Genomic DNA, 25197 nt, shown 5'->3' with positions numbered 1-25197 from the left:
CTCGATATCCCGTTTGTTCCTGCAGTAAAGGAGTTTTTATGGCTCTCTTTGGAACAGACGGGATTCGTGGTTTAGCAAACGGGCAGACTCTCACAGCAGAAATCGCTGTTGATGTTGCAGTAGCTGCAGCTCATATCCTCGTTGAATCATCTTCTAATAAGGGCAAGCGCCCACGTGCAATCGTCGGTCAAGATTCACGCGCATCAGGAGAATTTCTAGAGGCAGCAGTTGCTGCAGGTCTTGCAAGTGCTGGCGTTGATGTTTATCGCGTCGGAGTTCTTCCCACACCAGCTATTGCTTATCTTGTGGGTGAATCTGGCGCCGATCTTGGTGTGATGATTTCAGCATCACATAATCCAATGCCAGATAATGGAATTAAGTTGTTCTCACGCGGTGGTGGAAAGCTCGATGATGCAATTGAAGCTGCGATTGAAAAGCGTATGGGTGAGCCATGGACTCGTCCCACAGGACGCGATGTTGGTCGCATTACCTTTGATAAGACAGCTCGTGATCGCTATGTCAGCCACCTGCTTGCATCAGTTTCAACTCCACTTAATGGTTTAAAGATTGTTATTGATTGTGCCAATGGTGCATCTTCAGTTGTGGGACCTCTTGCCTATGAGAAGGCAGGAGCCACAGTCATTGCCATCCATCACACACCTGATGGGTGGAATATCAATGAGAATTGTGGATCAACTCACCTTGAAGATTTACAGGCACGCGTTCTTAAAGAAGGTGCTGACTTTGGTATTGCCCATGATGGAGATGCAGACCGCTGCCTTGCAGTTGATGCACAGGGAAATGTGATTGATGGCGATGCCATCATGACAATTCTCGCTCGTGGATTTAAAGAGCGCGGTGCACTGAAGTCCAACACCATCATTGGCACAGTGATGAGCAACCTTGGATTTATGCATGCGATGAAAGAAGCTGGCATTGAAGTCATCACCACAGCTGTGGGCGATCGCTATGTTCTTGAGAAGATGCTCGAAGGTGATTTCTCATTAGGCGGGGAACAATCTGGCCACCTGATTATGCGCGAGTTTGCCAACACAGGAGATGGAATCCTTACCGCTCTTCAATTAGCTCAAGAGGTCGTTCGCACTAAGAAGTCTTTGGCAGATCTTGCTGCAACGATGAAGCGTTTTCCTCAAGTATTGATTAACGTTCCTAATGTTGCTAAAGACAAGCTTGCAACATCTAAGGCAATTACCGATGCTGTTGCCAAAGCTGAAGCAATTCTGGGCAGTGATGGTCGAGTATTACTTCGCGCATCAGGCACAGAACCTCTCATTCGAGTCATGGTCGAAGCCTCGAGTGATAACCTTGCACAAGAAATCGCAGCATCACTTGCTGCAACCGTTAAGGCAGAACTGGGGAACTAATTCGTGTGCGGAATCGTGGGTTACACAGGACCACAATCTGCATTCACGCCCATCGTTGAAGGACTTCGCCGACTTGAATATCGAGGATATGACTCAGCAGGTATTGCACTCGGCACCGGCACATCTTTATTTGTAGAAAAGCGCGCAGGAAAGCTAGCAAACCTTGAAGGTGCACTACCTGCAAATCTTCCGACCGTTCACTCAGGTATTGGCCACACACGTTGGGCAACCCACGGTGGACCAACAGATCGCAATGCCCACCCGCATCTTGATAACGAAGGCAAGCTTGCTGTTATTCACAACGGCATCATTGAGAATTACTCAGAGCTCAAAGCAGAACTTGAAAAGCGTGGCCATAAGTTTGAATCAGAGACTGATACAGAATCTGTGGCTCACCTGCTCTCTGAACTTCGCAAAGAATATAAAGGTGACTTAACAGCTGCGATGAGAGCTGCAGTCAAGCGTCTTCGCGGCTCCTTTACTCTCCTTGCAATTCATGCCGATGCACCACAGACAATTGTCGGTGTGCGCCGCAATTCACCACTTGTTGCTGGCCTCGGTGATGGTGAGAACTTCTTGGCATCAGATGTTGCAGCCTTTATCGATTACACAAAGCGCGCTGTTGAACTTGGCCAAGATGAAGTTGTGACTATCACTCCTGAAGGTATTGCTATCTGCGACCTAGATGGCAAGGTGCTGGCCTTGAAAGAGTATGAAATTACGTGGGATGCAGCTGCTGCGCAAAAGGGTGGCTTTTCCCACTTTATGTTGAAGGAGATCTTCGATCAGCCTAAGGCGATTGCAGATACTTTGATTGGTCGCTTGAGCGATAACAATCAGATCCAACTCGATGAGCTACATATGAGTGATGATGAAATGAAGAAGATTAAGCGCATCTCAGTCATTGCCTGCGGAACTGCTTATCACGCTGGAATGGTTGCAAAGTATGCAATTGAAAAGTGGGCAAAAGTTCCTGTTGATGTTGAGATTGCATCTGAGTATCGCTATCGCGACCCCATCGTTGATAAAGATTCACTTGTGATTGCTATTTCACAATCAGGTGAAACGATGGATCTACTGATGGCTGTGCGCCATGCAAAGGCAGCAGGTGCTCGAGTACTCGCAGTCTGCAATACAAACTCTTCAACGATTCCACGTGAATCAGATGCTGTTCTCTATACACATGCTGGCCCTGAAATTGCTGTTGCTTCCACTAAGGCTTTTCTTACACAGATTGTTGCTGTCTATCTCATCGGTCTTAAGTTGGCACAGGTGCGCGGCACACTCACCGATGCACAGGTCAAGAGCCTCTATACCGAAATGCTTGAGCTACCAGGACAGGTTGAACAGATTCTTGAAACTATTGAGCCACTTCGTGAATTAACTCGTAAATTTGCAAAGGACAACACTGTTCTCTTCTTAGGTCGCGGGATTGAATACCCAGTAGCCCTAGAAGGTGCGCTCAAGCTCAAAGAGCTTGCCTATATCCATGCTGAAGGTTTTGCAGGCGGAGAACTTAAGCACGGTCCTATTGCTCTCATTGAAGAAGGAACTGCAGTGATTGCAATCCTTCCAACAAAGGATGAGCATGCACTTGATGAGAAGATGCTGAGCAATATTCAAGAGGTGAAGGCACGTGGTGCTCGCGTGATCGTAATTGCGCCCGAAGGTGCTGAAGTTATTGGCGCAGAGCACATCATTCGTATTCCTGTCGCCTCCCCACTATTTCAACCAGTTCTTGCAACCGTTCCACTTCAAGTATTTGCTTATGAAATCGCTGTCGCTCGTGGAAATGATGTCGATCAGCCACGTAATCTCGCTAAATCAGTCACCGTCGAATAACCATGCCAACAGTTCTCGATCATCGCCACCGTCAGATGCGCCGCGCACTCAAGTGGTCTGCGAGCCTCTTTGCAGGTTACCTCTTTATTACCTATCAAGTTCTTACCGATGGATTTATGGTCCGCATCGATCGCGAACTCAGTGAACTCGAACACCCACGATTTACAGGAACTGTCGGTTTCATTGTTCGCCGCCTTGATGATCTGGGTCTGCGCGGTGTCTCAGGCATTGCACTCCTGATTGTCGCTCTCTATATATCCCGACGTTTTAAGACGTGGAGACCAATCAATCTCGGCCTCCTATCTTTCATCTCACTCAATGTTGTTGTCGGTGCATTTAAATATGGGTTAGGTCGCACAAAGCCTCGCGATGGTTTTGATATTTTGCATGCAGGAGGGATGTCATATCCCAGTGGGCATGCTTCCAATGCAATCTTCATCTGGGGCGTTGTTGCATATCTGATTTATCGATATGCGCATGTGGATAGATATAACGGACGCCTTGCGAGTGCTGGTGTGGGACTCCTAGCTTTGACTGTCTGTGTGGTCTCACTTCTTCGTAATACTCATTGGTTCTTGGATTTATTTGGAGGGCTACTACTAGGCGGCGCTCTCTTGGTCCTCATCATCGCAATCGATCGCTTCTTTCCATCTGATAGCCAACTTCACTAGGGGCTAATACACTCACTCCCATGATTGATGGAATCGGCATCGATGTCGTGGATATTGCACGATTCCTTGAATCCTTAGAGCGCACACCAGGGTTACGCGAGAAGCTCTTTACAGAATCAGAGCGCACGCTATCTTCACAATCACTTGCTGCACGCTTTGCTGCTAAAGAGGCTCTCTATAAAGCGTTGAGCCCAAGCCATGGTTTGCACTGGCATGATGCTGAAGTGATTAATCAACCGAATGGAAAACCTGAATTTCTCTTCCGCGGTGAGATTGCAGATCTTGTTGATGGCGCACAGGTGCATCTCTCACTGTCACACGATGCTGGAATTGCATCCGCCATGGTGGTGCTTGAGCGATGAGAGCAGAGGCAATCGTTGATCTCAGCGCAATTAAGCACAATGTTGAGTTGTTAAAGAAGGCAGCTGGAACAAAGCTGCTCGCAGTTGTGAAGGCTGATGCCTATGGACATGGACTTGTTCCTGTTGCACAGGCAGCACTTTCTGCAGGTGCTGATTATTTAGGTGTGGCACTTCTTGAAGAAGCAATCGCTCTTCGTGAGGCAGGAATTGATGCACCCATCTTGGCATGGCTTGTGCAACCTGGATCAGATTTTAAGAAGGCGATAGAACTTGATATTGAAATAGCTGTTGCATCTCTTGCAGCCCTAAAAGAGATTTCTGATGCATCGACTTCAAAGAAGGCCAAGGTGCATTTAGAGGTTGATACAGGAATGTCACGTGGTGGATTCCTTGGTGAATGGGACTCACTTACGGCCTCGCATCTTGTGAATGTGGAGATTGTTGGAATTTTCTCCCACTTTGCACGCGCTGATGAGCCGGATGAGAAACAGAACTCTGATCAGATGGATCGCTTTAACAAGATGGTTGCACGTGTGCACGAACTTGGATTTACCGATGTCATTCGCCATTTATCTAACTCTGCTGCAACCTTGAAGAATCACGCTGCTGCATTCGACATGGTCCGCACAGGTATTGCTATGTATGGGTTATCACCTGATGTGATAACTCTTGGTAATTCACAATCACTTGGACTTCGACCTGCAATGCAATTACGGGCAGCTCTCTATTTAGTAAAAGAAGTTCCAGCTCACACACCCGTTGGGTATGGAGCAACAGAGAGCACCAGTGCCGATACCAAGCTAGGTGTGATTGCGATGGGTTATGCAGATGGAATTCCACGCGTTGCTCATGATGCAGGTATCTGGTTCTCAGGTAAGAAATCACCGATTATTGGTCGTGTCTCAATGGATCAATTCGTTGTGGATTTAGGGGCTGCATCAAAGGCTAAGTCGGGGGATTGGGTCGTCGTCTTCGGTAATAGCTCCCATGGTGAATACACAGCCGATGATTGGGGAGCAGCCTCACACTCAATTAATTACGAGATAGTGACACGAATCGGTCCTCGTGTGCCTAGAATCTATTCAGCTCATGTCTACTAATACGCCCCTTCTCCACGCCGAACGAGTCTCTGTCTCCTTCGGGGGACTTCGCGCTCTGCATGATGTTTATCTGCAGCTGAATGAGAGAGAAGTTGTTGGAGTTATTGGTCCAAACGGTGCTGGCAAGACAACTCTCTTTAACGCTATCTGCGGTCTGGTTACTCCAGATTCTGGAACATTCTCATTTGAAGGTAAGCAACGTTCATGGCCACGCACCGATGAATTAGCCGATCTTGGAATTGCACGAACTCTGCAAGGAGTCGGTCTCTTTCCAGATCTGACAGTTCTTGAGAATGTCATGATTGGTGCTCAGAAGTTTGCAAAGACTGGTTTGATTTCTGCAAGCTTTGGACGCAATACAAAAGATGAAGCAGACCTTGCAGATCGTTCTATGGCTGCCCTTGAGCGCGTTTATGCAGGAGCACTTGCTCATCGTCGCGCAAACACACTTTCTTATCCTGATACTAAGCGAGTAGCTATTGCACGAGCACTTGTAAGCGAACCCAAGGTATTGATGCTTGATGAACCTGCAGGCGGATTGGGTCCTCAAGATATTGAATGGATGAATGGGCTGATTCGTAATTTGACGGCCCATATGTCTGTCTTAATTGTCGAACACCATATGGATGTAGTGATGTCAGTCTGTGATCGCCTCTATGTTCTCAACTTCGGTGAAGTTATTTCAAGTGGATCAGCAGATGTTGTGCGCCGTGATCCAGCAGTGATTGCCGCCTACCTTGGAACGGGGGCATAAGTTGAGCCTCGTTATTAAAGATCTCACCGTTGATCACGGTGCAATCCGTGCAATCAGTGAAGTCTCATTTGCCGTTGAAACTGGAAAGCTCTCTGCAGTCATTGGCGCCAATGGTGCTGGTAAATCCACTTTGCTGCGCACTCTCTCAGGACTTAATAAGGCAACAGAAGGAAGTGCGCATTGGGGCGATCACAATCTTTTGCATGGCAAGCCAGAGTCTCATGTGCGAAGCGGTGTCTCGCATGTCTCTGAAGGAAAGTCAGTTGTTGCAGAACTTACCGTTGAAGAAAATCTCGATTTAGGAGCTCTCTGGCGTCGCAATAAGAAGGAAGCTGCAGAATCTAAGAAGCAAGCCCTTGAACTCTTTCCACGTTTAGGTGAGCGCCTTAGCCAGCGCGCAGATACGTTATCGGGCGGAGAACGTCAGATGCTTGCAATCGGTCGCGCTTTAATGTCTAAGCCAAATCTTTTGCTCCTTGATGAACCCTCACTTGGACTTGCTCCTCTTGTGATTGAACAGATTCTTCAAACTATCCGTGGCATTGTGGACTCAATGGGTCTGACGGTTGTCTTGGTTGAACAGAATGCAATGGGAGCCCTGAAGATTGCAGATACTGCAGTTGTTCTTAACTTGGGACGTGTTGCAACTTCTGGAAGCGCAGCAGACCTCATCGCCGACCCAGCAGTGCGCGCTGCTTACTTGGGGTACTGATGATTCAATTTTTTAATATGCTCTTAATCGGAATCGGTGCAGGATCCATCTATGCGCTGATGGCGATTGCCATGGTTTTGGTATGGCGCTCAACGCGCGTGATCAACTTTGCTCAAGCTGGAATGGCTCTGCTCTCCACCTATATCGGTTTTGAGTTAGTGCAAAAAACTGGAAACTTTTGGATTGCTCTCCCATTAGCGATGATCCTTGGTGCTCTCTTTAGTGCACTGGTTGAAATTCTCTTGATCCGCACTCTGATTAAACACAGTACTTCCGGACCTGTTGCCGGCATAGTTCCGATTATCGCCACTCTGGGGTTACTTGGAGTTATTCGAGCAACCATAGGATTTATTTGGGGTAATCAAGATATTCAGATTCAACCACCACTTTCAAAAGTTGGATTTAAAGTGGGCGAAGAGACCATTGCGCTCTCGCCAATGAATTTACTGGTTCTGCTCACAGTTGTCGGAATGGTGATCATCCTTGGGTTTATCTTTCAGAAGACTAATTTGGGTCTTTCACTTCGAGCATCGGCATATTCACCGGAGATTGCACAGCTTGCTGGAATCAGAGTGGGAGCAATTCGCACCATCGGCTGGGCGATTGCGGGAGCAGCGGGAGCTGCAGCAGGACTTCTGCAAACTGTGAATGGAACAGGTGCTATCTCACCTGATTCTCTTGAATTTAGTCTTCTACTCACCTTTGGATTTATTGCAGCAGTTATTGGTGGACTTGAATCGCTACCTGGTGCAGTTCTAGGCGCTGTGGTCCTCGGATTGGTCTTAGCGGTAGTTCAGATCTATATCAGTGGAACTCTTGTCTTTATAGTCGCCTTTGCTCTTCTCTTGCTTGTGCTCTTAGTGCGCCCTCAAGGATTTATCGGATCAAAGGCAGGTCGCCGTGCTTAAGAAACATCCACTCTTCACCTTCATTATCTTTGGAGTAATTCTCTTTCTTTTGAGTAATAGAGTTGATGAGTTACGTGTTTTCCAAGGCGCAACTGTTGCAATCTATGTCATTGCAATTGCTTCAATAATTCTTCTCACCGGTTATTCCGGTCAAGTTTCTTTGGGTCATGGCGCCCTACTTGCAATTGGCGGATATGCAGCAGCACTTTCGCGCAATGAATGGGGAGCACCAGTCTGGTTAACATTCTGCATTGCCGTGCTTGCTGCAGCACTCGGTGGCTATCTCCTTGGATTAGCAGCGGCTCGATTAAGTGGTCCTTACTTAGCTGGCACAACTCTTGCACTTGCTATTGGTCTTCCATCGATTGCAAATCAATTTACTATTCTTGGTGGAGAGCAAGGGTTACTCTTTGATATTGGAACACCACCATCATTTCTTGGAGAAGAGTTCACCCAATACAAGTGGTTCTTCTGGATTGCATCCCTGGCAGCCCTCATCGCCATTTATTGGTTACGAAATGTTATGAACTCTCGTTACGGTAGGAGCTGGAAGGCTGTGCGAGGAAATGATGTTGCAGCCGAACTTGCAGGTATAAACGTGGGGCGCAATAAAGTGCTGGCATTTACCGTCAGCGCAGGCCTTGCAGGCCTTGCAGGAGCCCTTTTAGCCATGACCATCAGCACCGTATCACCCGGTGCCTTCCCTCTTGCCCTCTCATTTTCTCTGGCGACAGGCGCAGTGCTATCTGGCGTTACTACCCTCGGAGGCGTAATGATTGGGGCAGTGACACTGGTAGCAATACCTGAGATCGTCGATACGGTGGTTCATCGTTTCGAAAGCTCAGAGAGCGTTGCCAATAACTTGCCCGGTCTCTTGGTTAGTACGTTACTGATTTTGACAGTGCTCTTTGTCCCAAATGGCCCTGTCGAACAAATGCGTGCGCGCCATGAAAAGCGAGCAAAGCGTTAGAACATCCCTTTAGGGAAATACCTAGAGGCCCTCGATGGAAGGAATGACATGATCCGAACAAATCGTCGGAAGTTAGCTCTAACTTCTGCGGTGCTAGCAGTTGCAGCAATGACGGCTAGCTCGTTACCAGCACAAGCAGCATCTGATCCAGGTTTAACTTCGACAACAATCAAGTTGGGCATCACTGTCCCACTGACTGGTATCGCATCACCTGGTTATAACAAGATTCCAGGCGCAATGAAGGCGTACTTCGATTACGTCAATGCAAATGGTGGAGTAAATGGTCGCAAGATTACTTTGGTAGTCAAAGATGACCAATACATTCCAACAACTGCTGTCGCCAAGGCGAACGAGCTCATCTTGAAGGATAAAGTCTTTGCTCTTGTTGGAACTCTTGGAACCGCGAGCACAAAAGCGATTTCAGCATCAACACAGCTAGCAAAGCGCGGCATCCCATCACTCTTCGTCAACACAGGATTTAGCGGATTCGCAGATAAGAAGGCATACCCAACAACATTCTCAATCCTTCCTTCCTATCAAATGGAAGCAAAAATCATGGGTAAGTTCCTGAAAGATAAGTATGCAGATAAGAAGCTTGCACTTATCTATCAGGATGATGACTTCGGTCGCGATGCGCTCGCAGGCTTTAAGCAGGCAGGCATCACATTCGGAACATATATTCCTTACGCATCAGGATCACAGTCACTACCTGCAACAGGTGCTGGCTGGATCTCAAAGCTCAAGGCATCTGGCGCTGAAGTAACAGTTCTCTTCGGTGTCTCATCAGCTTCAACTGCAGCACTTGCTAACGCATATGCAGCGCAGTTCAAGACTCAGTGGGTACTCGGCTCAGTTGGTGGCGATGCAACAACAATCGCAGCTACTAACAAGGCATATGTCCCACTTCTCTTCGGTGCAAAGGGCTTCTCTTTCGCTCCCGCTCCAACAGATGCAACTGATGAATACATCAAGTTGTTCCAGTCAATCTATGCAACAGCTCAGCCAACACAGACTTTCGACAATAACGTTGTCGCAGGTATGTCTAATGCATTCGTAGCAGTGCAGGCTCTGCAAGCAGCTGGATCAAGCCTCACACGTGCCGGATTGATTAAGGCAATTGAGTCAAAGGGTGCATCTTTTGCTAACCCATTCCTCACTCCACTTGGTTATTCAGCAACATCACACGTAGGTGCAACTGGATACTGGATTGGAACATATGACCAAACTGGAGCACTTAAGCCAGATGGTGGCAAGTACACCGTGTACACCACAGACTCAGGCAATGGTCCAGTTGTTGAATCAACATACAAGCGTCCAGCAATGCCTGCGAAGGGATTACCAAACTAATGAAAATCTCATTTAAAAAATCACGTGTAATAACAACTGTTGCATCTGCAGCACTTGTTGCTACAGCAGTAATCGGAATCCCATCAGTTGCTCAGGCAGCTGACCCACAGTGCGCAACTGCAAGTTATGTAACTCAGTGCGCAGGTGCGGGTGCTGATGGCGCTCCTTACCTCATGATCGCAGCAGCGAACTTCAACGGAACAGTATTTATCTGGTCCCACGGAATTCGCCCAGCAATCAACATCCCAGCAACTCTTGCACCAGTTGGCCCATACACAATTACCAATGCGGCTGAGCCTGGTCCTCGTTCATCTTCAGGTGATCTCTCTGTAGTCAACGCACTTGTTGCAGCTGGCTACGGCGTTGCAGGTTCTGGTTTCTCTCGACAGAGCTTGAACGTTAAGGAAGCACTTGCTGCAAACGTTGAGTTAATTGCCGCATTTAAGAAGAAGTTCCCAACGACAAAGAAGGTTGTTGCGTGGGGAGATTCACTTGGATCAATGCACTCACAGAAGCTTGCTGAGACAAACCCTGATCTTGTAGATGGTGTTGTCTTAGCTTGTCCTGCTGCTAACCCAAGTGATGCAATGATTAACTACTTCGGTGATGCACTCTATGGATTTAAGGCTTTCTTTGATCCAAGCATCAAGGTTGGTGGATATTCAACTGACCCAGTAACTCGCCAAACAGAGCAGTTAGCTAATATCGGTAAGGTTCTTACCGTTCTTGGAAAGCTCTCTGGCGGACTTTCATCTGGCGCATGGCCAGATACAGCAAGCCCTGCAGGTAAGGCACTTCAGGCAGCTGGAATCCCATCACGATCTGCACTTCTCTTAGTCGGATCGATGGCTGGAATTCCAACTCGAAGCAAGCACGTTGATGGAACTTCAGGTCCAGCAGGTGCTGCTGAGACTTATCCATTAGCTGTTGCTCCAGCTGTGGCAATTCTTGAAAACATGGGAACTGTCGGAGTTGCTGGAAGCTTGCTTATCGCAGATGGTGAATTGCTCACTGGTGGAAAGGTATTTGATAACTCAAAGACTGATTACGCAGCACGTGTTGCATCAGATCGCGATATCTACTCATTCGCATTCAGTGGAAACTCTGCAGTTGACGCCATGCTTGGCGCACTAGCTGCAACTCCGCGTGAAACAGCAGATGCTGCAGCTGTTGCAAAGATTCCTGGACTCATTGGTCTTAAGGGAACGATTGCAAAGCCAACAGTGATCATGGCTGCTGAATCAGATGAGTACACACCTGCATCAATTGCACAGTGGTATATCGATGGCTACGACGCACAATTTGCTGCAGCTAAAGATGCTGCAATTGCTGCTGCAAAGAGCTCACGTAACTACCAAGCACCAGTGAATAAGTTGGTCATGCTTTGGGCAAAGACTGCTCCTAAGTACTCCAAGTTCACTGCTGCTGGTTCACCTGATCTTGGTGCCACAGTCGGTGCCGGTACAGGTCACTGCCTCTTCACATCTGCTCAGTACCTTGCTGCTGCGAAGATGGTTGCAGGAGCAGTCAATGCAGGTAAGTTCCCTATCCAGGGACCAATCGTTACCGCTGCTAAGAAGGTCGGCTTGTCTTATGACAAGAAGTTCCGCGTTCCGACATTCAAGTCACTCGCGTAACATATAAGTTAAGTAGAGAAGGGCCCTGGGAGACCGGGGCCCTTCTTCTTTTTATTGAACTATCCTCAACCAGTGAAGATAACGACAGCTGCCGATATGCATGCACTCGGTAAACGCATAGGTGCGCAGTGCGTAGCTGGTGATCTCATCCTTCTCAATGGCCCACTCGGTGCTGGCAAAACTGTTCTGGTGCAAGGAATTGGCGATGCCCTCGGAATCGGTGATGTCACATCTCCCACCTTTGTTATCTCTCGTATTCATAAGGCGCCACTTCCCTTAATTCATGTCGATGCCTATCGGTTACTAGAAGGTGGCAAAGCTGCCCTGTACTTAGATGATCTTGATCTTGATTCACCTCGAGAAGGAGCTGTCACCGTTATCGAATGGGGTGGGGCAGAATCTGCGCGATTAAGTGAAGAGCGCCTTGAGATAGTTATTGATCGCACTGAAGAAATTCGTGAAGTCACAATTACTCCTGTGGGAACACGATGGCAGGTGTTAAAGCTATGACTCTGACGCTCGCTATTGATACATCAACTTCGCGCACCATCGTTGGAATCATTGACGGAGATAGCGTTCTCTTTGAAAAGTTCCATGAAGGCGCCACAGATCATGGTCGTGCTCTTTCGGAGTTGGTGGCAGAAGCCCTCAAGGTTTCACATCCACCCAAGCAGGTTGTTGTTGGAATGGGACCTGGACCATTTACTGGACTTCGCGTTGGAATCTCCTTTGCTCACACCTTTGGACTTGCTCGCACCATCCCTGTGATTGGAGTGTGTTCACTGGATGCAATTGCAATCGAAGAGAGCGAATACACCGTGGCAATTGACGCACGCCGTAAAGAGATTTACTGGGCTCGCTATAAAGATGGTGTGCGCGTTGAAGGCCCTTTGGTAAGTAAGCCTGCGGAGGTTGATGGATTTATCATCGATCACTATCCAGATATGAAGAAGTTGGTTGCCCTTGCCACTTCACAGAATGTCACAGAGCCGATGTATTTGCGCAGACCAGATGCTGTTCCAACTGCGGAGCGCACATGATTACCTATCGCCAACCGATTGCTCTCGATATTCCTGTTCTTGCATCCTATGAGAAGCAGTTATTTCCTTACTCTCCTTGGAACACAGCTCAGTTCAAGGAAGAGTTTGCTGGTATTCCCACAACGCGCTTCATGTCTGTTGCTGAAAGCGATAACACCATCGTGGGTTATTGCGGTGTATTTGTGCCAGCCCCAGGGGTAGAAGCAGACATTCTCACTGTGGCAGTGCTACCTGAATATCGCAGACAAGGTATTGCTAAAGAGTTTATGCGCCAGATTGAGCAGTGGTCGATGGAGCGTGGCGCCAGCGCGATGATGCTGGAAGTAGAACAGAGTAATGAATCAGCTATCGAGCTCTATAAGGGCCTTGGCTATGTGAAGATCTCAGTACGCATGGATTACTACGGCCCCGGTAAAGATGCCTTTGTGATGCGCAAGGACTTTGCCTAATGCAACCAGTAGTCCTTGGTATTGAAACTTCATGCGATGAAACCGCAATCGGCATTGTTCGTGGTCGCACACTTCTTGCCAATGTCATTGCATCCAGCGTTGATGAACATGCACGTTTTGGGGGAGTAGTTCCTGAGATTGCATCGCGTGCTCATTTGGAGGCGATGTTGCCAAGTATCCAGCGCGCACTCACAGATGCGAAGATTTCACTGTCAGATATTGATGCGATTGCGGTCACTGCTGGCCCAGGACTCGTCGGCGCACTCCTTGTCGGTGTTGCATCAGCAAGTGGATTGGCGCAAGGACTTGGTCGTCCGCTCTATGGCGTTAACCATTTAGCAGCTCACGTATCCGTTGATTACTTAACTCATGATCAACCAACTGATCCCACTATCGCACTCCTTGTCAGCGGTGGCCACTCATCCCTTCTTCAAGTTGATGACATCACAGGTTCAATAACCAAACTTGGCGCAACGATGGATGATGCTGCAGGTGAGGCATTCGATAAAATTGCACGTATTCTGGATTTAGGTTTTCCTGGTGGTCCTGCGATAGATCGAGAAGCAGTGAGCGGATCTGCGAGCGCCATCGATTTTCCACGGGGCCTGACAACATCAAATGACTGGGCAACGCGCCCCTATGATTTTTCATTCTCAGGGCTAAAGACTGCGGTTGCTCGTTATCTTGAAGGAACTCCATCCTTCATTCGCGCCGACGTTGCAGCATCTTTCCAAGAAGCCATAGTTGATGTCTTGATGCTCAAAGCACTGGCTGCCTGTAAATCAACGGGCATTGATTCGTTGGTGATCGCAGGCGGTGTTGCCGCCAACTCTCGTCTTCGAGCCGTTGCCACAGAGCGCTGTGAGAAGGCTGGTATTGCACTTCGTATTCCATCTCCGGCTCTCTGCACCGATAACGGGGCGATGGTGGCATCCCTGGGCAGCCTGATGGTCAGCGCTGGTAGGCCCGCCACCAAGGGCGCCTTTGACGCTGATTCCAGCCTGAAGGTGGAGCAGGTCAGCCTGTAGGCCCGATTTGCCCGCTGGAATAAGCCCCCATAGGCTTGGCGTTAGCACTCTAGGGTCGACACTGCTAAAGCAGGTGAGCCCCGAACAAAGTGGATATATCGAATCTAAAAGGAGTACCACCATGGCAGTAGCCATTAAGCCGCTCGAAGATCGCATCGTTGTTAAGGCAAATGAAGCTGAGACAACAACTGCATCAGGTCTTGTCATCCCAGATACAGCGAAAGAGAAGCCACAAGAAGGCACAGTTGTTGCAGTAGGCCCAGGCCGCTTCGATGATGGCGCTCGCGTACCGATGGATGTAAAGGTCGGCGATGTCGTTCTCTACAGCAAGTACGGCGGAACAGAAGTTAAATACAACAACGAGGATTACCTCGTTCTCTCTGCTCGCGACATTCTCGCGATAATCGAGAAGTAGTCCATGGGCAAAATGTTGGAATTCGACGAGCATGCTCGTCGCGCAATGGAACGCGGTGTTAATCAGCTCGCTGACACCGTCAAGGTAACGCTAGGACCTAAGGGTCGTAACGTTGTCATCGCTAAGTCATTTGGCGCACCCACCATCACTAACGATGGTGTGACAATTGCTAAGGAAATCGAACTCTCAGATCCTGTTGAGAACATGGGCGCACAGCTCGTGAAGGAAGTTGCTACAAAGACCAACGATGTCGCAGGAGACGGAACAACGACTGCAACAGTGCTTGCTCAGGCAATGGTCAAGGAAGGTCTTCGTAACCTTGCTGCCGGAGCACAGCCAATGGATCTTAAGCAGGGAATCGAAGCAGCTGTTGAGGCAATCTCAGCTCGTCTTCGCGAGAATGCAACTGTCGTTAAAGACAAGGCGCAGATCGCAGATGTTGCAACGATTTCAGCACAGGACCGCGCAATTGGAGACCTCATCGCAGAAGCGATGGATAAGGTCGGCAAAGATGGCGTCATTACTGTGGAGGAAGCATCGACTACAGCACTGGAGCTCGAGTTCACTGAAGGTATGCAGTTCGATAAGGGCTACATCTCTCCATACTTCGTCACAGACCAAGATCGCATGGAAGCAGTCCTTGAAGATGCTTACATCCTTCTCGTCTCCAACAAGGTCTCAGCTCTTGCTGAACTCCTTCCTCTTCTTGAGAAGGTTTCACAGGCAGGAAAGCCACTTCTTATCGTTGCTGAAGATGTTGAAGGCGAAGCGCTTTCAACTCTCGTTGTAAACCGCATGCGCGGAGTATTCACATCAGCTGCAGTAAAGGCTCCAGCATTTGGAGATCGTCGCAAGTCAATCTTGCAAGATATGGCGATCTTGACTGGTGCAACTGTCATCTCTGAAGAAGTTGGTATGAAGTTAGAGGCTGCAACTCTGGAAGATCTCGGACGCGCTCGTCGCATCGTGGTCACCAAGGAGACAACCACCATTGTCGATGGAGCTGGCGATAAGGCAGCTGTAGCAGGTCGCGTTGGAGAACTTCGTGCAGAGATTTCACAATCTGATTCTGACTGGGATCGCGAAAAGCTTCAGGAGAGAGTTGCAAAGCTCTCTGGTGGAGTCTGCGTTATCAAGGTCGGAGCACATACAGAAGTTGAGTTGAAGGAGAAGAAGCACCGTCTTGAAGATGCTATCTCTGCAACTCGCGCAGCTGTTGAAGAAGGAATCGTTATCGGCGGAGGCGCTGCCCTTGTGCATGCAGCTGATGCTCTCAATGACAACCTCGGCTTCACAGGCGATAAGGCTGTCGGTGTTGCACTTGTTCGCAAGGCATGCGATGAACCACTTCGCTGGATTGCAGAAAACGCTGGACTTGAAGGCTACGTAGTAGTTGCAAAGGTCCGCGCAATGAAGCCAAATGAAGGCTTCAACGCTGCAACTGATGTCTATGGCGATCTTGCAAAAGATGGCGTTATCGACCCAGTGAAGGTCACTCGTTCAGCACTTGCAAATGCTGCATCTATTGCTGCAATGTTTATTACAACAGAAGCTGTTGTCTATGAGCGCCCGGCAAATGAAGAGCCAGCATCGAGCGGTCATGGTCATTCACATGGTCCAGGTGGACACGGTCACTAAGTAATTAAAGAAAGAAATCCCCCGCACATTATGTGCGGGGGATTTCTTTTTTAACTCAAAAATTATGAAGCGTGTGAAATCAAAGGAATACCGCGCTGAATCAGGATAGTGGCGCGATCATCTTCTGACATGCCTCCCCAGATTCCATATGGCTCTTGGACTGCAAGGGCGTGTGTGCGACAGGCTTGAATAACTGGGCATGAAGCGCAGACAGCCTTTGCAGCATTCTCACGATTGCGTCGACGTGGACCACGTTCGCCATCTGGATGGAAGAACATCTCTGAATCGAGTGAACGGCATGCACCTTCATACTGCCACTCCCATTGCTCAGCAATAGGTTGCGGTAGACGTGATAGTTCAGCCATGTGGTTCTCCTTTGTTCTAGATATCTGCACCATACAACCGTTTCGTAGGTTGTTCAAGTACCTATCGGGTCACGCGTTGTTCAATGTGCGAAATGTCCGATTTTGGAGTGGTGAGTTAGGCCACTTCACGCCACGATAGGGGCATGGCAAAGAGCGCTTCAGTAGACGCTGAAGAGAAACTGACGGTGGCAGCAGTTGCCCGTCGCATCGGTGTAGCACCAGCCACGCTGCGCACGTGGGCCCGCCGCTACGGCCTTGGACCATCCGATCATGAAGAGGGCGAGCATCGCCGTTACTGCCCCAATGATTTAGCAAAGCTGACCATGATGCGCCGCCTTATCGTTGCTGGGGTTACTCCTGCAGATGCAGCCGAGCAAGCGAAGGCTTGCAAGACAGCGGTGCCACTGAAGAAGATCGTGAATGATTTTGAAGTCCGCGAAGAAGTTGTCGCAGCTCTCTATAAAGCCTTACAAAGTTTTGATCATACATTTGTAGAAACAACGTTGGCCCATGAAATTGATACATACGGGGTTGAAGGCGCATGGTCTGATGTGATTGCGCCGGTTCTCTTTTTGATTGGCGAAGAGTGGGAGAACAATCAGAAGGGTATTGAGGTTGAGCATCTCTTCTCTGAAATTCTCAAACGCACAATGCATAATCGAGTAGTTGAATTAAAGAAGCCCATCAATCCTCGCCCTGTATTACTGGCCGCAGTGGGCGAAGAGCTTCATTCGCTGCCCATCTATGCCCTGGCTGCAGCGCTCTGCGAACGCAATATCCAGACATCGGTTCTTGGTGCTCGCACACCGCTTGAGGCCCTATCTGCGATGGTGACGCGATGTGCACCCCCTGCAATTTTCTTATGGGCACAATTACCAAAGAATGCCGAAAGCAAATATTGGAATGAAATTCCTGCAATCCGCCCAGCTCCTCGCATCGTGGTGGGTGGGCCTGGTTGGGATGCAATTTCATGTGATCAAGTTGTGCGGGCCGAGGGCCTTGAGCATGCCTGTGAGGAAATTGCGCAGGCGTTAGGCGCGTAATTGAGCAGGTAGACTGCGCTCTCGTTGCTATTCAAGGGAGCCGCCGTGATCGATTCTGAGAAGGTCGCGCTCCTTGGCCTGACATATGACGATGTCCTTCTTCTTCCAGATGCATCTGATGTAGTGCCATCTGAGGTTGATACCTCAACTCGCCTCACACGCAATATCACTCTGGCAGTTCCTGTTATTTCCTCCGCCATGGATACCGTTACAGAATCCACGATGGCGATTGCTATGGCAAAGGCTGGTGGCATCGGGATTATTCACCGCAACCTTCCTGTCGATGAACAAGTCACCCATGTGAAGTTAGTAAAAAACGTTGGCCTTGCAGGGGCAGCAGTTGGTGTGGGCGATGATGGTTTTGCCCGTGCACAGAAGCTGATTGAGGCAGGAGTTGATGTCATCGTTGTGGATACAGCGCATGGCCATCACCGAGCAGTACTCGATGCGATAGAGCGCATTAAGAAGTTTTCCTCCACCATCGAAATCATTGGTGGAAATGTTGCAACACGTGCAGGTGCACAGGCCCTGATTAATGCAGGAGCGGATGCAGTAAAGGTTGGTGTTGGTCCAGGATCTATCTGCACAACGCGTGTTGTAGCAGGTGTCGGTGTTCCACAAGTCACCGCCATCATGGAAGCTGCGAAGGCTTGTAATAAAGCTGGCATTCCACTGATTGCAGATGGTGGACTTCAATATTCAGGGGATATCGTCAAAGCAATTGTTGCCGGCGCACATTCAGTGATGCTCGGTTCACTTCTTGCAGGGTGTGAAGAATCTCCTGGCGAACTCGTTGAAATTGATGGCCGTATGTTTAAGGCATATCGCGGAATGGGCTCACTCGGTGCGATGCAATCTCGTGGAGAGAAGAAGTCATACTCTAAGGATCGCTACATGCAAGATGATGTTCTCTCAGAAGATAAACTTGTTCCTGAAGGAATTGAAGGAAAGGTTGCCTATCGCGGACCTGTTGCCGATGTTGTTCACCAACTTGTGGGCGGACTTCGTAGCGGCATGGGATATGCAGGCGCTCCTGATATCGAAACTCTGCGCCGTGAAGGTCGCTTGATTCAAATAACTGCAGCTGGCTTACAAGAGAGCCACCCACATGATGTTCTCGATGTGGCCGATGCCCCTAACTACAGCAAGAAGAAATAACTATGGATTACGAAATCGCTCCCGGAAAACGCGCCCGCCAGGCTTATTCATTCGACGATATCGCCATCGTTCCAAGCCGTCGTACTCGCACTCCTGAAGAGGTCAGCACCTCATGGCAGATCGATGCCTATAAGTTTGATCTTCCACTGATTGCAGCTCCAATGGATTCAGTTGTCTCACCTGAGACAGCGATCGCTATCGGAAAGCTTGGAGGCCTTGGAGTTCTCAACCTTGAGGGCTTGTGGACTCGTTATGACGATCCACGTATTCCACTGGGTGAAATCGCATCAATGCCAGATAAGCATGCAACGCGACGTATGCAAGAGATTTATGCAGCACCAATCCGACCTGAATTGATTAAGGAGCGCATCAAGCAGATCCGCGACTCGGGCGTTACCGTTGCAGCATCGCTTTCACCACAGCGCACCGCACAGCTACACAAAGCTGTGATCGATGCAGGCGTTGATATCTTCGTTATTCGCGGAACTACTGTCTCAGCTGAGCATGTTGCTGCAGAGAGTGAATCTCTTAACTTAAAGAAGTTTATCTATGAGCTCGATGTTCCTGTCATTGTTGGTGGCGTTGCAACGACAACAGGCGCCCTTCACTTGATGCGTGCAGGAGCTGCTGGTGTTCTCGTTGGCTTTGGTGGGGGAGCAGCTCACACAACACAGACTGTTCTTGGAATTCAGGTTCCGATGGCGACAGCGGTTGCCGATGTTGAAGCAGCGCGCCGTGAATACCTTGATGAATCAGGCGGACGATATGTTCACGTTATTGCAGATGGTTCTGTTGGTAAATCTGGCGATATCGCAAAGGCAATTGCATGCGGGGCAGATGCGGTCATGATGGGTTCAGCACTTGCTAAGGCAGTTGAATCTCCAGGACTTGGTTGGCACTGGGGATCTGAGGCCTATCACCAAGATGTTCCACGCGGTCAGCGCGTGAATGTCGGAACTGTTGGCACTCTTGAAGAAGTTCTCAACGGCCCATCTCATACCTCTGATGGCTCAATGAATTTGTTCGGTGCACTACGTCGTGCAATGGCCACCTGCGGATACTCAGATGTGAAGTCATTCCAGCGCGTAGAAATCATTATGCAGCATGGCCGATAAGCACGGCGTTCTTGTCGTCGACTTCGGCGCACAGTATGCACAGCTCATTGCTCGTCGTGTTCGCGAAGCCAATGTTTACTCTGAAATTGTTCCATCTTCCATTACTGCAGATGAAGTAAGTGCAAAGAATCCCGAAGCAATTATCTTGTCAGGTGGGCCTTCATCGGTCTATGCAGATCACGCACCAAAAGTCGATCCTGCAATCTTCACGCTCGGTATTCCAGTCTTTGGAATTTGCTATGGATTTCAAACAATGGCTGCAGCCCTTGCTGGCGTTGTGGCACAGACTGGTAAATCAGAGTTTGGTCGCACACCCCTTGCAGTAAAAGCTGGTTCCAAGATGTTTGCAGGTCTTCCTGCAGCGCAATCTGTGTGGATGTCACATGGTGATGCAGTCTCTGAGGTTCCATCTGGTTTCAGCGTGACAGCATCAACGTCTGACACACCTATTGCAGCATTTGAAGATGCATCCGGAAAGCTTGCAGGAGTGCAATTTCACCCAGAAGTTCTTCACTCAGAGCATGGCCAAGCAATCTTGAAGAATTGGCTTATCAATATTGCAGGATGTAAGCCAACGTGGACAACGCATAACATCGCAGAAGATGAAGTTGCAAAGGCTAGGGAAGTTATTGGTAATAAGCGCGTTATCTGTGGTCTCTCTGGAGGCGTTGATTCAGCAGTTGCAGCTGCAATCGTGCAGCGCGCTGTGGGCAAGCAACTGACCTGTGTCTTCGTAGATCACGGTCTACTGCGCAGTGGTGAATCAGAGCAAGTGCAGCGTGACTTTGTTGCCTCCACTGGAGTCGAACTCGTCGTCGTAGATGCCGTAGATCAGTTCCTGAACGCACTTGCTGGAGTTACAGACCCTGAAGAAAAGCGCAAAATTATCGGCCGTGAATTCATTCGCTCCTTTGAAGCAGCAGCTCGCGATATTGCAGCGGGCGGAGATGTTGAATTCCTTGTGCAGGGCACGCTCTATCCAGATGTTGTTGAATCAGGGGGCGGAACAGGTACTGCCAACATCAAATCTCACCACAATGTTGGTGGGCTTCCTGATGACCTTAAATTCAAACTTGTAGAACCACTGCGCACTCTCTTTAAAGATGAAGTGCGCCAGGTTGGAATTGAACTTGGCTTGCCTGAAGAGATTGTCTGGCGCCAACCATTTCCAGGTCCTGGCCTTGGCATTCGCATTATCGGTGAGGTAACAGCTGAGCGCTTAGAAATTTTGCGTCATGCCGATCTGATTGCGCGCAATGAATTAAAGGCTGCAGGCCTTGATCGAGATATCTGGCAATGCCCGGTTGTGCTTTTGGCTGATGTGCGAAGCGTTGGAGTTCAGGGCGATGGACGCACTTACGGTCATCCGATAGTTTTGCGCCCAGTTTCAAGTGAGGATGCGATGACTGCAGATTGGTCACGTGTGCCATACGAAGTTCTTGAGCAGATTTCAACACGAATTACCAATGAGGTCCGCGAGGTCAACCGCGTGGTCCTTGATGTGACAAGTAAGCCACCAGGCACGATTGAATGGGAATAGGAACCACAGAAATGTTTAAGAACGCGAAGGTCGCAGCCATTGCACTCATACTTCTTGCAGCAACGTCGGTAACAGCTCCTGCTCATGCAGCCGAGCGTGCCATCTCAGTTCCAGGATGCGCAAAGAGCACCGCTAAGGGACATGCTCCGGCCAAGGTAAAGCAGCCAACTGTTGCTGCAAAGAGCCCTGCAAAGACTTTAACGATTACAACTAACTGCGGCCCTATTGTGATTTCACTCCTTGGTGCAAAGGCGCCAATCACAGTGACATCGATTGCATCCCTTGCAAATGCTGGTTACTACAACAAGTCTCTCTGCCATCGTTTAACAACGGAAGGAATTTTTGTTCTGCAATGTGGCGATCCCACAGCAAGTGGAAGTGGTTCTCCAACAGGATGGAAAGGTTATGCCAATGAAAACCTTCCAAAGGCTGCCGGCATCAATTACCCAGCAGGGACAGTGGCTATGGCTAACTCTGGCCCCAACACCAACGGATCACAGTTCTTTCTTGTCTATCAAGACACCACGCTTGGACCTGACTACACAATCTGGGGCAAGATCACCAAAGGCTTAGATCTTGTGCAGAAAATTGGCGCAGTGGGTGCGTATCAAATGAGTGGAACTCAGGCGATGTATGCAGCAGATGGATTTCCCATCCAGATGGTTGAAATAGTTAAGGCTTCAGCTAAGTAATTTAGTTGGTGTTAACAATCTTAAAGGCTTCAGCAATACGCCCTTCAGGAAGTTGCCCCATACCTGCATTGCGCTGACCCCATTCACGAAGCATCTCTTCGAGATTTTCCATATGGCCAGTCTGTGATGCATGCTCTTTAAGGGCAGCAATCTTGAAATGGAATGTGTCTGTGATATCGACGAAGTGATCTGGGTGGGCATGGCCTTGCATCCATACCTCTTTCGTTCTCCATGGTTGCAAATTCTCTTGTTCAAGCAGATCTGTGAATGCAAAAGGATTACGCGCATCGGGATAGACAGCTTGAATAGTTGCTTCCCCTGCAGCTAAGTGATCGGGATGGCTTGCACCGATGCGCTCCCAATTGCGTTCAGGTGATTGGCAGACGATGCGATCTGGTTGCACGCGACGAATCTGACGAACAATATCTTTACGCAGCGCAATCGTTGGCTCAAGATGGCCATCGACATAGTTAAGGAATGTGACATCGCTAATTCCAAGTGCTTTACATGCAGCGCGTTGTTCGCGTTGGCGCACAGCAGGCATCTCTTCCTTGGTAAAACCTGACTCTTCGCCACCTTGGTCGCCATTGGTGCAGAGAACGTAGGAGACTTCAATGCCTTTTTGAACCCACTGCGCGATAGTTCCTGATGCGCCAAAGTCGGAATCATCGGGGTGGGCGTTGATAACTAAAACGCGCTTGATCTCTGAATCTGCTAAAGGCTCCATGACAGCCAAGCCTAATAGACTCCCCGCCATGACCACGACCGACCCATTGCTGGATGGACTCAATCCCCAGCAACAAAAGGCCGTTGCCCACGCTGGTTCTCCACTCTTAGTAGTCGCAGGTGCTGGATCTGGAAAGACTCGAGTTCTTACTCGTCGCATCGCATACATCATGGCTCGTCGCGAAGTTCGCCCCTATGAAATCTTGGCAATTACCTTCACCAATAAGGCAGCTGGTGAGATGAAAGAGCGTGTGAGCGAACTTGTGGGACCGGTTGCTAAATCAATGTGGGTCTCAACATTTCACTCATCCTGTGTGCGCATGCTGCGCCAAGAGGTTGAACGTCTTGGATATAGCAGCACATTTAGCATCTATGACTCAGCAGATTCACAGAAGCTGATCTCACGTGTGATGGAGACTCTCAATATTGATTCCAAGAGATATCCAGCCCGTCAATTCCAGAACCTGATTTCTAATGCAAAGAATGAACTTCAAACTCCGTATGAGTATTTAAGCCATGCCACCAATCAATTCGAGACCATCGTCGCCGATGTTTATACGATGTATGAAAAGCGCTTGCAGCAGGCAAATGCGATGGACTTTGATGACTTGATTATGAAGACTGTGCAGGTTCTGCAGAAGTTTCCTGAAGCTAAAGCGCGCTTTCGCTCCCGCTTTCGCCACATCCTTGTCGATGAGTATCAGGACACCAACCATGCGCAATATCAATTGGTAAAGGAACTCACCGGTGTTGAAGGAGATGGCTTCCCACTTGCAGAGCTCTGCGTTGTGGGAGATGCTGATCAATCTATCTATGGATTCCGTGGTGCAACCATCCGCAATATCTTGCAATTTGAGGTTGATTACCCCAATGCTGCAACAGTTTTGCTTGAACAAAATTACCGTTCAACACAGAATATTCTCAACGCTGCAAATGCTGTGATTACCAAGAATGAATCACGGAAAGAGAAGAACCTTTGGTCTGATGCAGGATCTGGTGCACCACTTGTTGGTTATGTTGCTGAATCTGAATATGACGAAGCAGAGTTCATTAAGAGTGAAATTCGTTCCTTACAGGATATGGGCCACTCCAATCCAGGAGATACAGCGGTCTTCTATCGCACCAACGCTCAATCTCGTATCTTTGAAGAAATCTTTATGCGCGCTGCCATTCCTTATAAAGTTGTGGGAGGCCTTCGATTCTATGAACGTAAAGAGGTGAAGGATTTACTTGCCTACCTTCGCGTTCTAGCTAATCCCGATGATGAAGTTTCCATACGTCGCATCATCAACTTACCTAAGCGAGGTATTGGAGATCGCGCGCTAGAGGAAGTTGAAATCTTCGCCGAAGCTCAAGGAATCTCTTTCTGGAACGCACTACTGCGAGTATCAGAGGCAACATCTGTTCCCAATAAGGCAGCGCAATCCATCGCCTCCTTTACTTCGATGCTGATTGCGCTGCAGACACTGGTGGAGGCAAAGACTAAGCCATCTGTGATTATCGAAGCAGTCCTTGAACAGTCAGGGTTACTGACAGAGCTTGAAGCAAGTAAAGACCCACAAGATGAAGTGCGCGTTGAGAACTTGAAGGAACTTGTCTCTGCATCGATGGAGTATGAAGAGCGCCCCTTTGAAGAACTTGGTGAAGATGAAGAGATTTCACTCTCTGGGTTTTTGGAGAAGGTATCCCTTGTTGCCGATGCTGATGAGATTCCTGATGGAGAAGATCACGGGGGAGTTGTCACACTGATGACTCTGCACACTGCGAAAGGTCTTGAATTTCCCACAGTCTTTCTCACAGGTATGGAAGATGGAATCTTTCCTCATGCACGCACACTCGATGATCCCAAAGAGATTGAAGAAGAACGTCGCCTTGCATATGTTGGATTAACGCGCGCAGAAAAGCGTCTCTATATTTCACGCGCTGAATATCGTTTAACTTTTGGAACACCGAAATACAATCCAGGTTCTCGATTCCTTGATGAGATCCCATCTGAATTGATCGAATGGAAGAATGAAGGTCGCAGCACATTTACAACATCTTCTGCTGTGAAGAAATCTCGTCTTCCATCTGGTCCACCTCCACGAGCTACGGGCAAGAAATCAACCGCGATGGTTCTTGAAGTGGGACAGCGTGTGTCACATGACACATTCGGATTAGGGACTGTGGTGGCACTTGCTGGAGAAGGCGATAAATCAGAGGCGACCATCAACTTCGGCCAATATGGCGATAAGCGCTTATTGCTGCGCTATGCCCCTGTCACAACTCTTTAAAATAACCACTTAGGATTGGGCTCTCAA

At 48.9% G+C, this 25197-nt stretch carries 25 protein-coding genes; 23 read left to right on the top strand and 2 right to left on the bottom strand.

Annotated features, from left to right (window positions below):
• Positions 1-38 precede the first annotated feature (38 nt).
• The 17 genes from glmM (at position 39) to groL (ending at position 16258) form a co-directional block, all read left to right on the top strand.
• Positions 39-1385 carry a phosphoglucosamine mutase gene (gene glmM, locus A1sIIA65_RS05435; RefSeq protein ID WP_095676543.1) on the top strand — a complete coding sequence of 449 codons (1347 nt, stop codon included), beginning with the start codon at positions 39-41 and terminating at the stop codon, positions 1383-1385.
• Positions 1386-1388: 3 nt separating this feature from the next.
• Positions 1389-3227 (top strand): glutamine--fructose-6-phosphate transaminase (isomerizing), encoded by a 1839-nt coding sequence (glmS, locus tag A1sIIA65_RS05430; RefSeq protein ID WP_095676542.1) that lies wholly within the window; start codon positions 1389-1391, stop codon positions 3225-3227.
• Between the two features lie 2 nt (positions 3228-3229).
• Positions 3230-3898, top strand: coding sequence for a phosphatase PAP2 family protein (locus tag A1sIIA65_RS05425; RefSeq protein WP_223298516.1), 669 nt, complete (start codon positions 3230-3232; stop codon positions 3896-3898).
• 20 nt (positions 3899-3918) lie between these two features.
• The gene (locus A1sIIA65_RS05420; RefSeq protein WP_095676541.1) at positions 3919-4260 is read left to right on the top strand and encodes a holo-ACP synthase; all 342 of its coding nucleotides are present in this window, start codon (positions 3919-3921) and stop codon (positions 4258-4260) included.
• Positions 4257-5360 carry an alanine racemase gene (gene alr, locus A1sIIA65_RS05415; protein ID WP_095676540.1) on the top strand — a complete coding sequence of 368 codons (1104 nt, stop codon included), beginning with the start codon at positions 4257-4259 and terminating at the stop codon, positions 5358-5360. The genes A1sIIA65_RS05420 and alr overlap by 4 nt, the downstream gene beginning before the upstream one ends.
• A complete protein-coding gene (locus tag A1sIIA65_RS05410) occupies positions 5350-6114 on the top strand; it encodes an ABC transporter ATP-binding protein (RefSeq protein WP_095676539.1) in 765 nt (254 codons plus the stop codon). Before alr ends, A1sIIA65_RS05410 begins: the two co-directional genes overlap by 11 nt.
• Before the next feature lies 1 nt (position 6115).
• Positions 6116-6826, top strand: coding sequence for an ABC transporter ATP-binding protein (locus A1sIIA65_RS05405; protein WP_095676538.1), 711 nt, complete (start codon positions 6116-6118; stop codon positions 6824-6826).
• A 17-nt stretch (positions 6827-6843) separates the two neighbouring features.
• Positions 6844-7734: a branched-chain amino acid ABC transporter permease gene (locus A1sIIA65_RS05400; RefSeq protein ID WP_223298035.1), complete on the top strand. Its 891-nt coding sequence runs from the start codon at positions 6844-6846 to the stop codon at positions 7732-7734.
• Positions 7727-8704 carry a branched-chain amino acid ABC transporter permease gene (locus tag A1sIIA65_RS05395; protein ID WP_095676536.1) on the top strand — a complete coding sequence of 326 codons (978 nt, stop codon included), beginning with the start codon at positions 7727-7729 and terminating at the stop codon, positions 8702-8704. Before A1sIIA65_RS05400 ends, A1sIIA65_RS05395 begins: the two co-directional genes overlap by 8 nt.
• A 48-nt stretch (positions 8705-8752) precedes the next feature.
• Complete coding sequence (locus tag A1sIIA65_RS05390) at positions 8753-10051, top strand: ABC transporter substrate-binding protein (RefSeq protein WP_095676535.1); 1299 nt, start codon at positions 8753-8755, stop codon at positions 10049-10051.
• Positions 10051-11688 carry a serine aminopeptidase domain-containing protein gene (locus A1sIIA65_RS05385; RefSeq protein WP_095676534.1) on the top strand — a complete coding sequence of 546 codons (1638 nt, stop codon included), beginning with the start codon at positions 10051-10053 and terminating at the stop codon, positions 11686-11688. Before A1sIIA65_RS05390 ends, A1sIIA65_RS05385 begins: the two co-directional genes overlap by 1 nt.
• A gap of 54 nt (positions 11689-11742) precedes the next feature.
• Positions 11743-12198, top strand: coding sequence for a tRNA (adenosine(37)-N6)-threonylcarbamoyltransferase complex ATPase subunit type 1 TsaE (gene tsaE / locus A1sIIA65_RS05380; RefSeq protein WP_190277106.1), 456 nt, complete (start codon positions 11743-11745; stop codon positions 12196-12198).
• Positions 12195-12728 carry a tRNA (adenosine(37)-N6)-threonylcarbamoyltransferase complex dimerization subunit type 1 TsaB gene (tsaB, locus tag A1sIIA65_RS05375; protein WP_095676868.1) on the top strand — a complete coding sequence of 178 codons (534 nt, stop codon included), beginning with the start codon at positions 12195-12197 and terminating at the stop codon, positions 12726-12728. The genes tsaE and tsaB overlap by 4 nt, the downstream gene beginning before the upstream one ends.
• On the top strand, positions 12725-13177 hold the full coding sequence (gene rimI / locus A1sIIA65_RS05370; RefSeq protein WP_095676532.1) for a ribosomal protein S18-alanine N-acetyltransferase: 453 nt from the start codon (positions 12725-12727) through the stop codon (positions 13175-13177). Before tsaB ends, rimI begins: the two co-directional genes overlap by 4 nt.
• Positions 13177-14205: a tRNA (adenosine(37)-N6)-threonylcarbamoyltransferase complex transferase subunit TsaD gene (gene tsaD, locus A1sIIA65_RS05365; protein ID WP_095676531.1), complete on the top strand. Its 1029-nt coding sequence runs from the start codon at positions 13177-13179 to the stop codon at positions 14203-14205. Before rimI ends, tsaD begins: the two co-directional genes overlap by 1 nt.
• Before the next feature lie 121 nt (positions 14206-14326).
• Positions 14327-14620: a co-chaperone GroES gene (gene groES, locus A1sIIA65_RS05360; RefSeq protein ID WP_095676530.1), complete on the top strand. Its 294-nt coding sequence runs from the start codon at positions 14327-14329 to the stop codon at positions 14618-14620.
• A gap of 3 nt (positions 14621-14623) precedes the next feature.
• Positions 14624-16258, top strand: a complete 1635-nt coding sequence (gene groL / locus A1sIIA65_RS05355; RefSeq protein ID WP_095676529.1) for a chaperonin GroEL — start codon at positions 14624-14626, stop codon at positions 16256-16258.
• A gap of 62 nt (positions 16259-16320) precedes the next feature.
• On the opposite strand, the gene A1sIIA65_RS05350 is transcribed toward groL, so the two are convergent.
• Complete coding sequence (locus A1sIIA65_RS05350) at positions 16321-16623, bottom strand: WhiB family transcriptional regulator (RefSeq protein WP_095676528.1); 303 nt, start codon at positions 16621-16623, stop codon at positions 16321-16323.
• A 143-nt stretch (positions 16624-16766) separates the two neighbouring features.
• Here A1sIIA65_RS05350 and A1sIIA65_RS05345 point away from each other — a divergent pair, with 143 nt between their 5' ends.
• Genes A1sIIA65_RS05345 through A1sIIA65_RS05325 form a run of 5 tightly spaced genes read left to right on the top strand, consistent with a single transcriptional unit; the run spans position 16767 to position 22171 of the window.
• On the top strand, positions 16767-17666 hold the full coding sequence (locus A1sIIA65_RS05345; RefSeq protein ID WP_095676527.1) for a MerR family transcriptional regulator: 900 nt from the start codon (positions 16767-16769) through the stop codon (positions 17664-17666).
• Positions 17667-17711: 45 nt separating this feature from the next.
• Positions 17712-18824 carry an IMP dehydrogenase gene (guaB, locus tag A1sIIA65_RS05340; RefSeq protein ID WP_095676526.1) on the top strand — a complete coding sequence of 371 codons (1113 nt, stop codon included), beginning with the start codon at positions 17712-17714 and terminating at the stop codon, positions 18822-18824.
• Positions 18825-18826: 2 nt separating this feature from the next.
• Positions 18827-19939: a GuaB3 family IMP dehydrogenase-related protein gene (locus A1sIIA65_RS05335; RefSeq protein WP_095676525.1), complete on the top strand. Its 1113-nt coding sequence runs from the start codon at positions 18827-18829 to the stop codon at positions 19937-19939.
• On the top strand, positions 19929-21479 hold the full coding sequence (guaA, locus tag A1sIIA65_RS05330) for a glutamine-hydrolyzing GMP synthase (RefSeq protein ID WP_095676524.1): 1551 nt from the start codon (positions 19929-19931) through the stop codon (positions 21477-21479). Before A1sIIA65_RS05335 ends, guaA begins: the two co-directional genes overlap by 11 nt.
• 11 nt (positions 21480-21490) lie before the next feature.
• Positions 21491-22171: a peptidylprolyl isomerase gene (locus A1sIIA65_RS05325; RefSeq protein ID WP_095676867.1), complete on the top strand. Its 681-nt coding sequence runs from the start codon at positions 21491-21493 to the stop codon at positions 22169-22171.
• Between the two features lies 1 nt (position 22172).
• Here A1sIIA65_RS05325 and A1sIIA65_RS05320 read toward each other — a convergent pair whose 3' ends face one another.
• Positions 22173-22898, bottom strand: coding sequence for a PIG-L deacetylase family protein (locus A1sIIA65_RS05320; RefSeq protein ID WP_095676523.1), 726 nt, complete (start codon positions 22896-22898; stop codon positions 22173-22175).
• 28 nt (positions 22899-22926) lie between these two features.
• Here A1sIIA65_RS05320 and pcrA point away from each other — a divergent pair, with 28 nt between their 5' ends.
• A complete protein-coding gene (gene pcrA, locus A1sIIA65_RS05315) occupies positions 22927-25170 on the top strand; it encodes a DNA helicase PcrA (RefSeq protein WP_095676522.1) in 2244 nt (747 codons plus the stop codon).
• Positions 25171-25197: the final 27 nt, after the last annotated feature.

The organism is Candidatus Planktophila dulcis (genome assembly GCF_002288225.1).
GTDB lineage: Bacteria > Actinomycetota > Actinomycetes > Nanopelagicales > Nanopelagicaceae > Planktophila > Planktophila dulcis.
The sequence above is the reverse complement of the archived record's forward strand: the minus strand, read 5'-3'. Positions and strand labels throughout refer to the sequence as shown.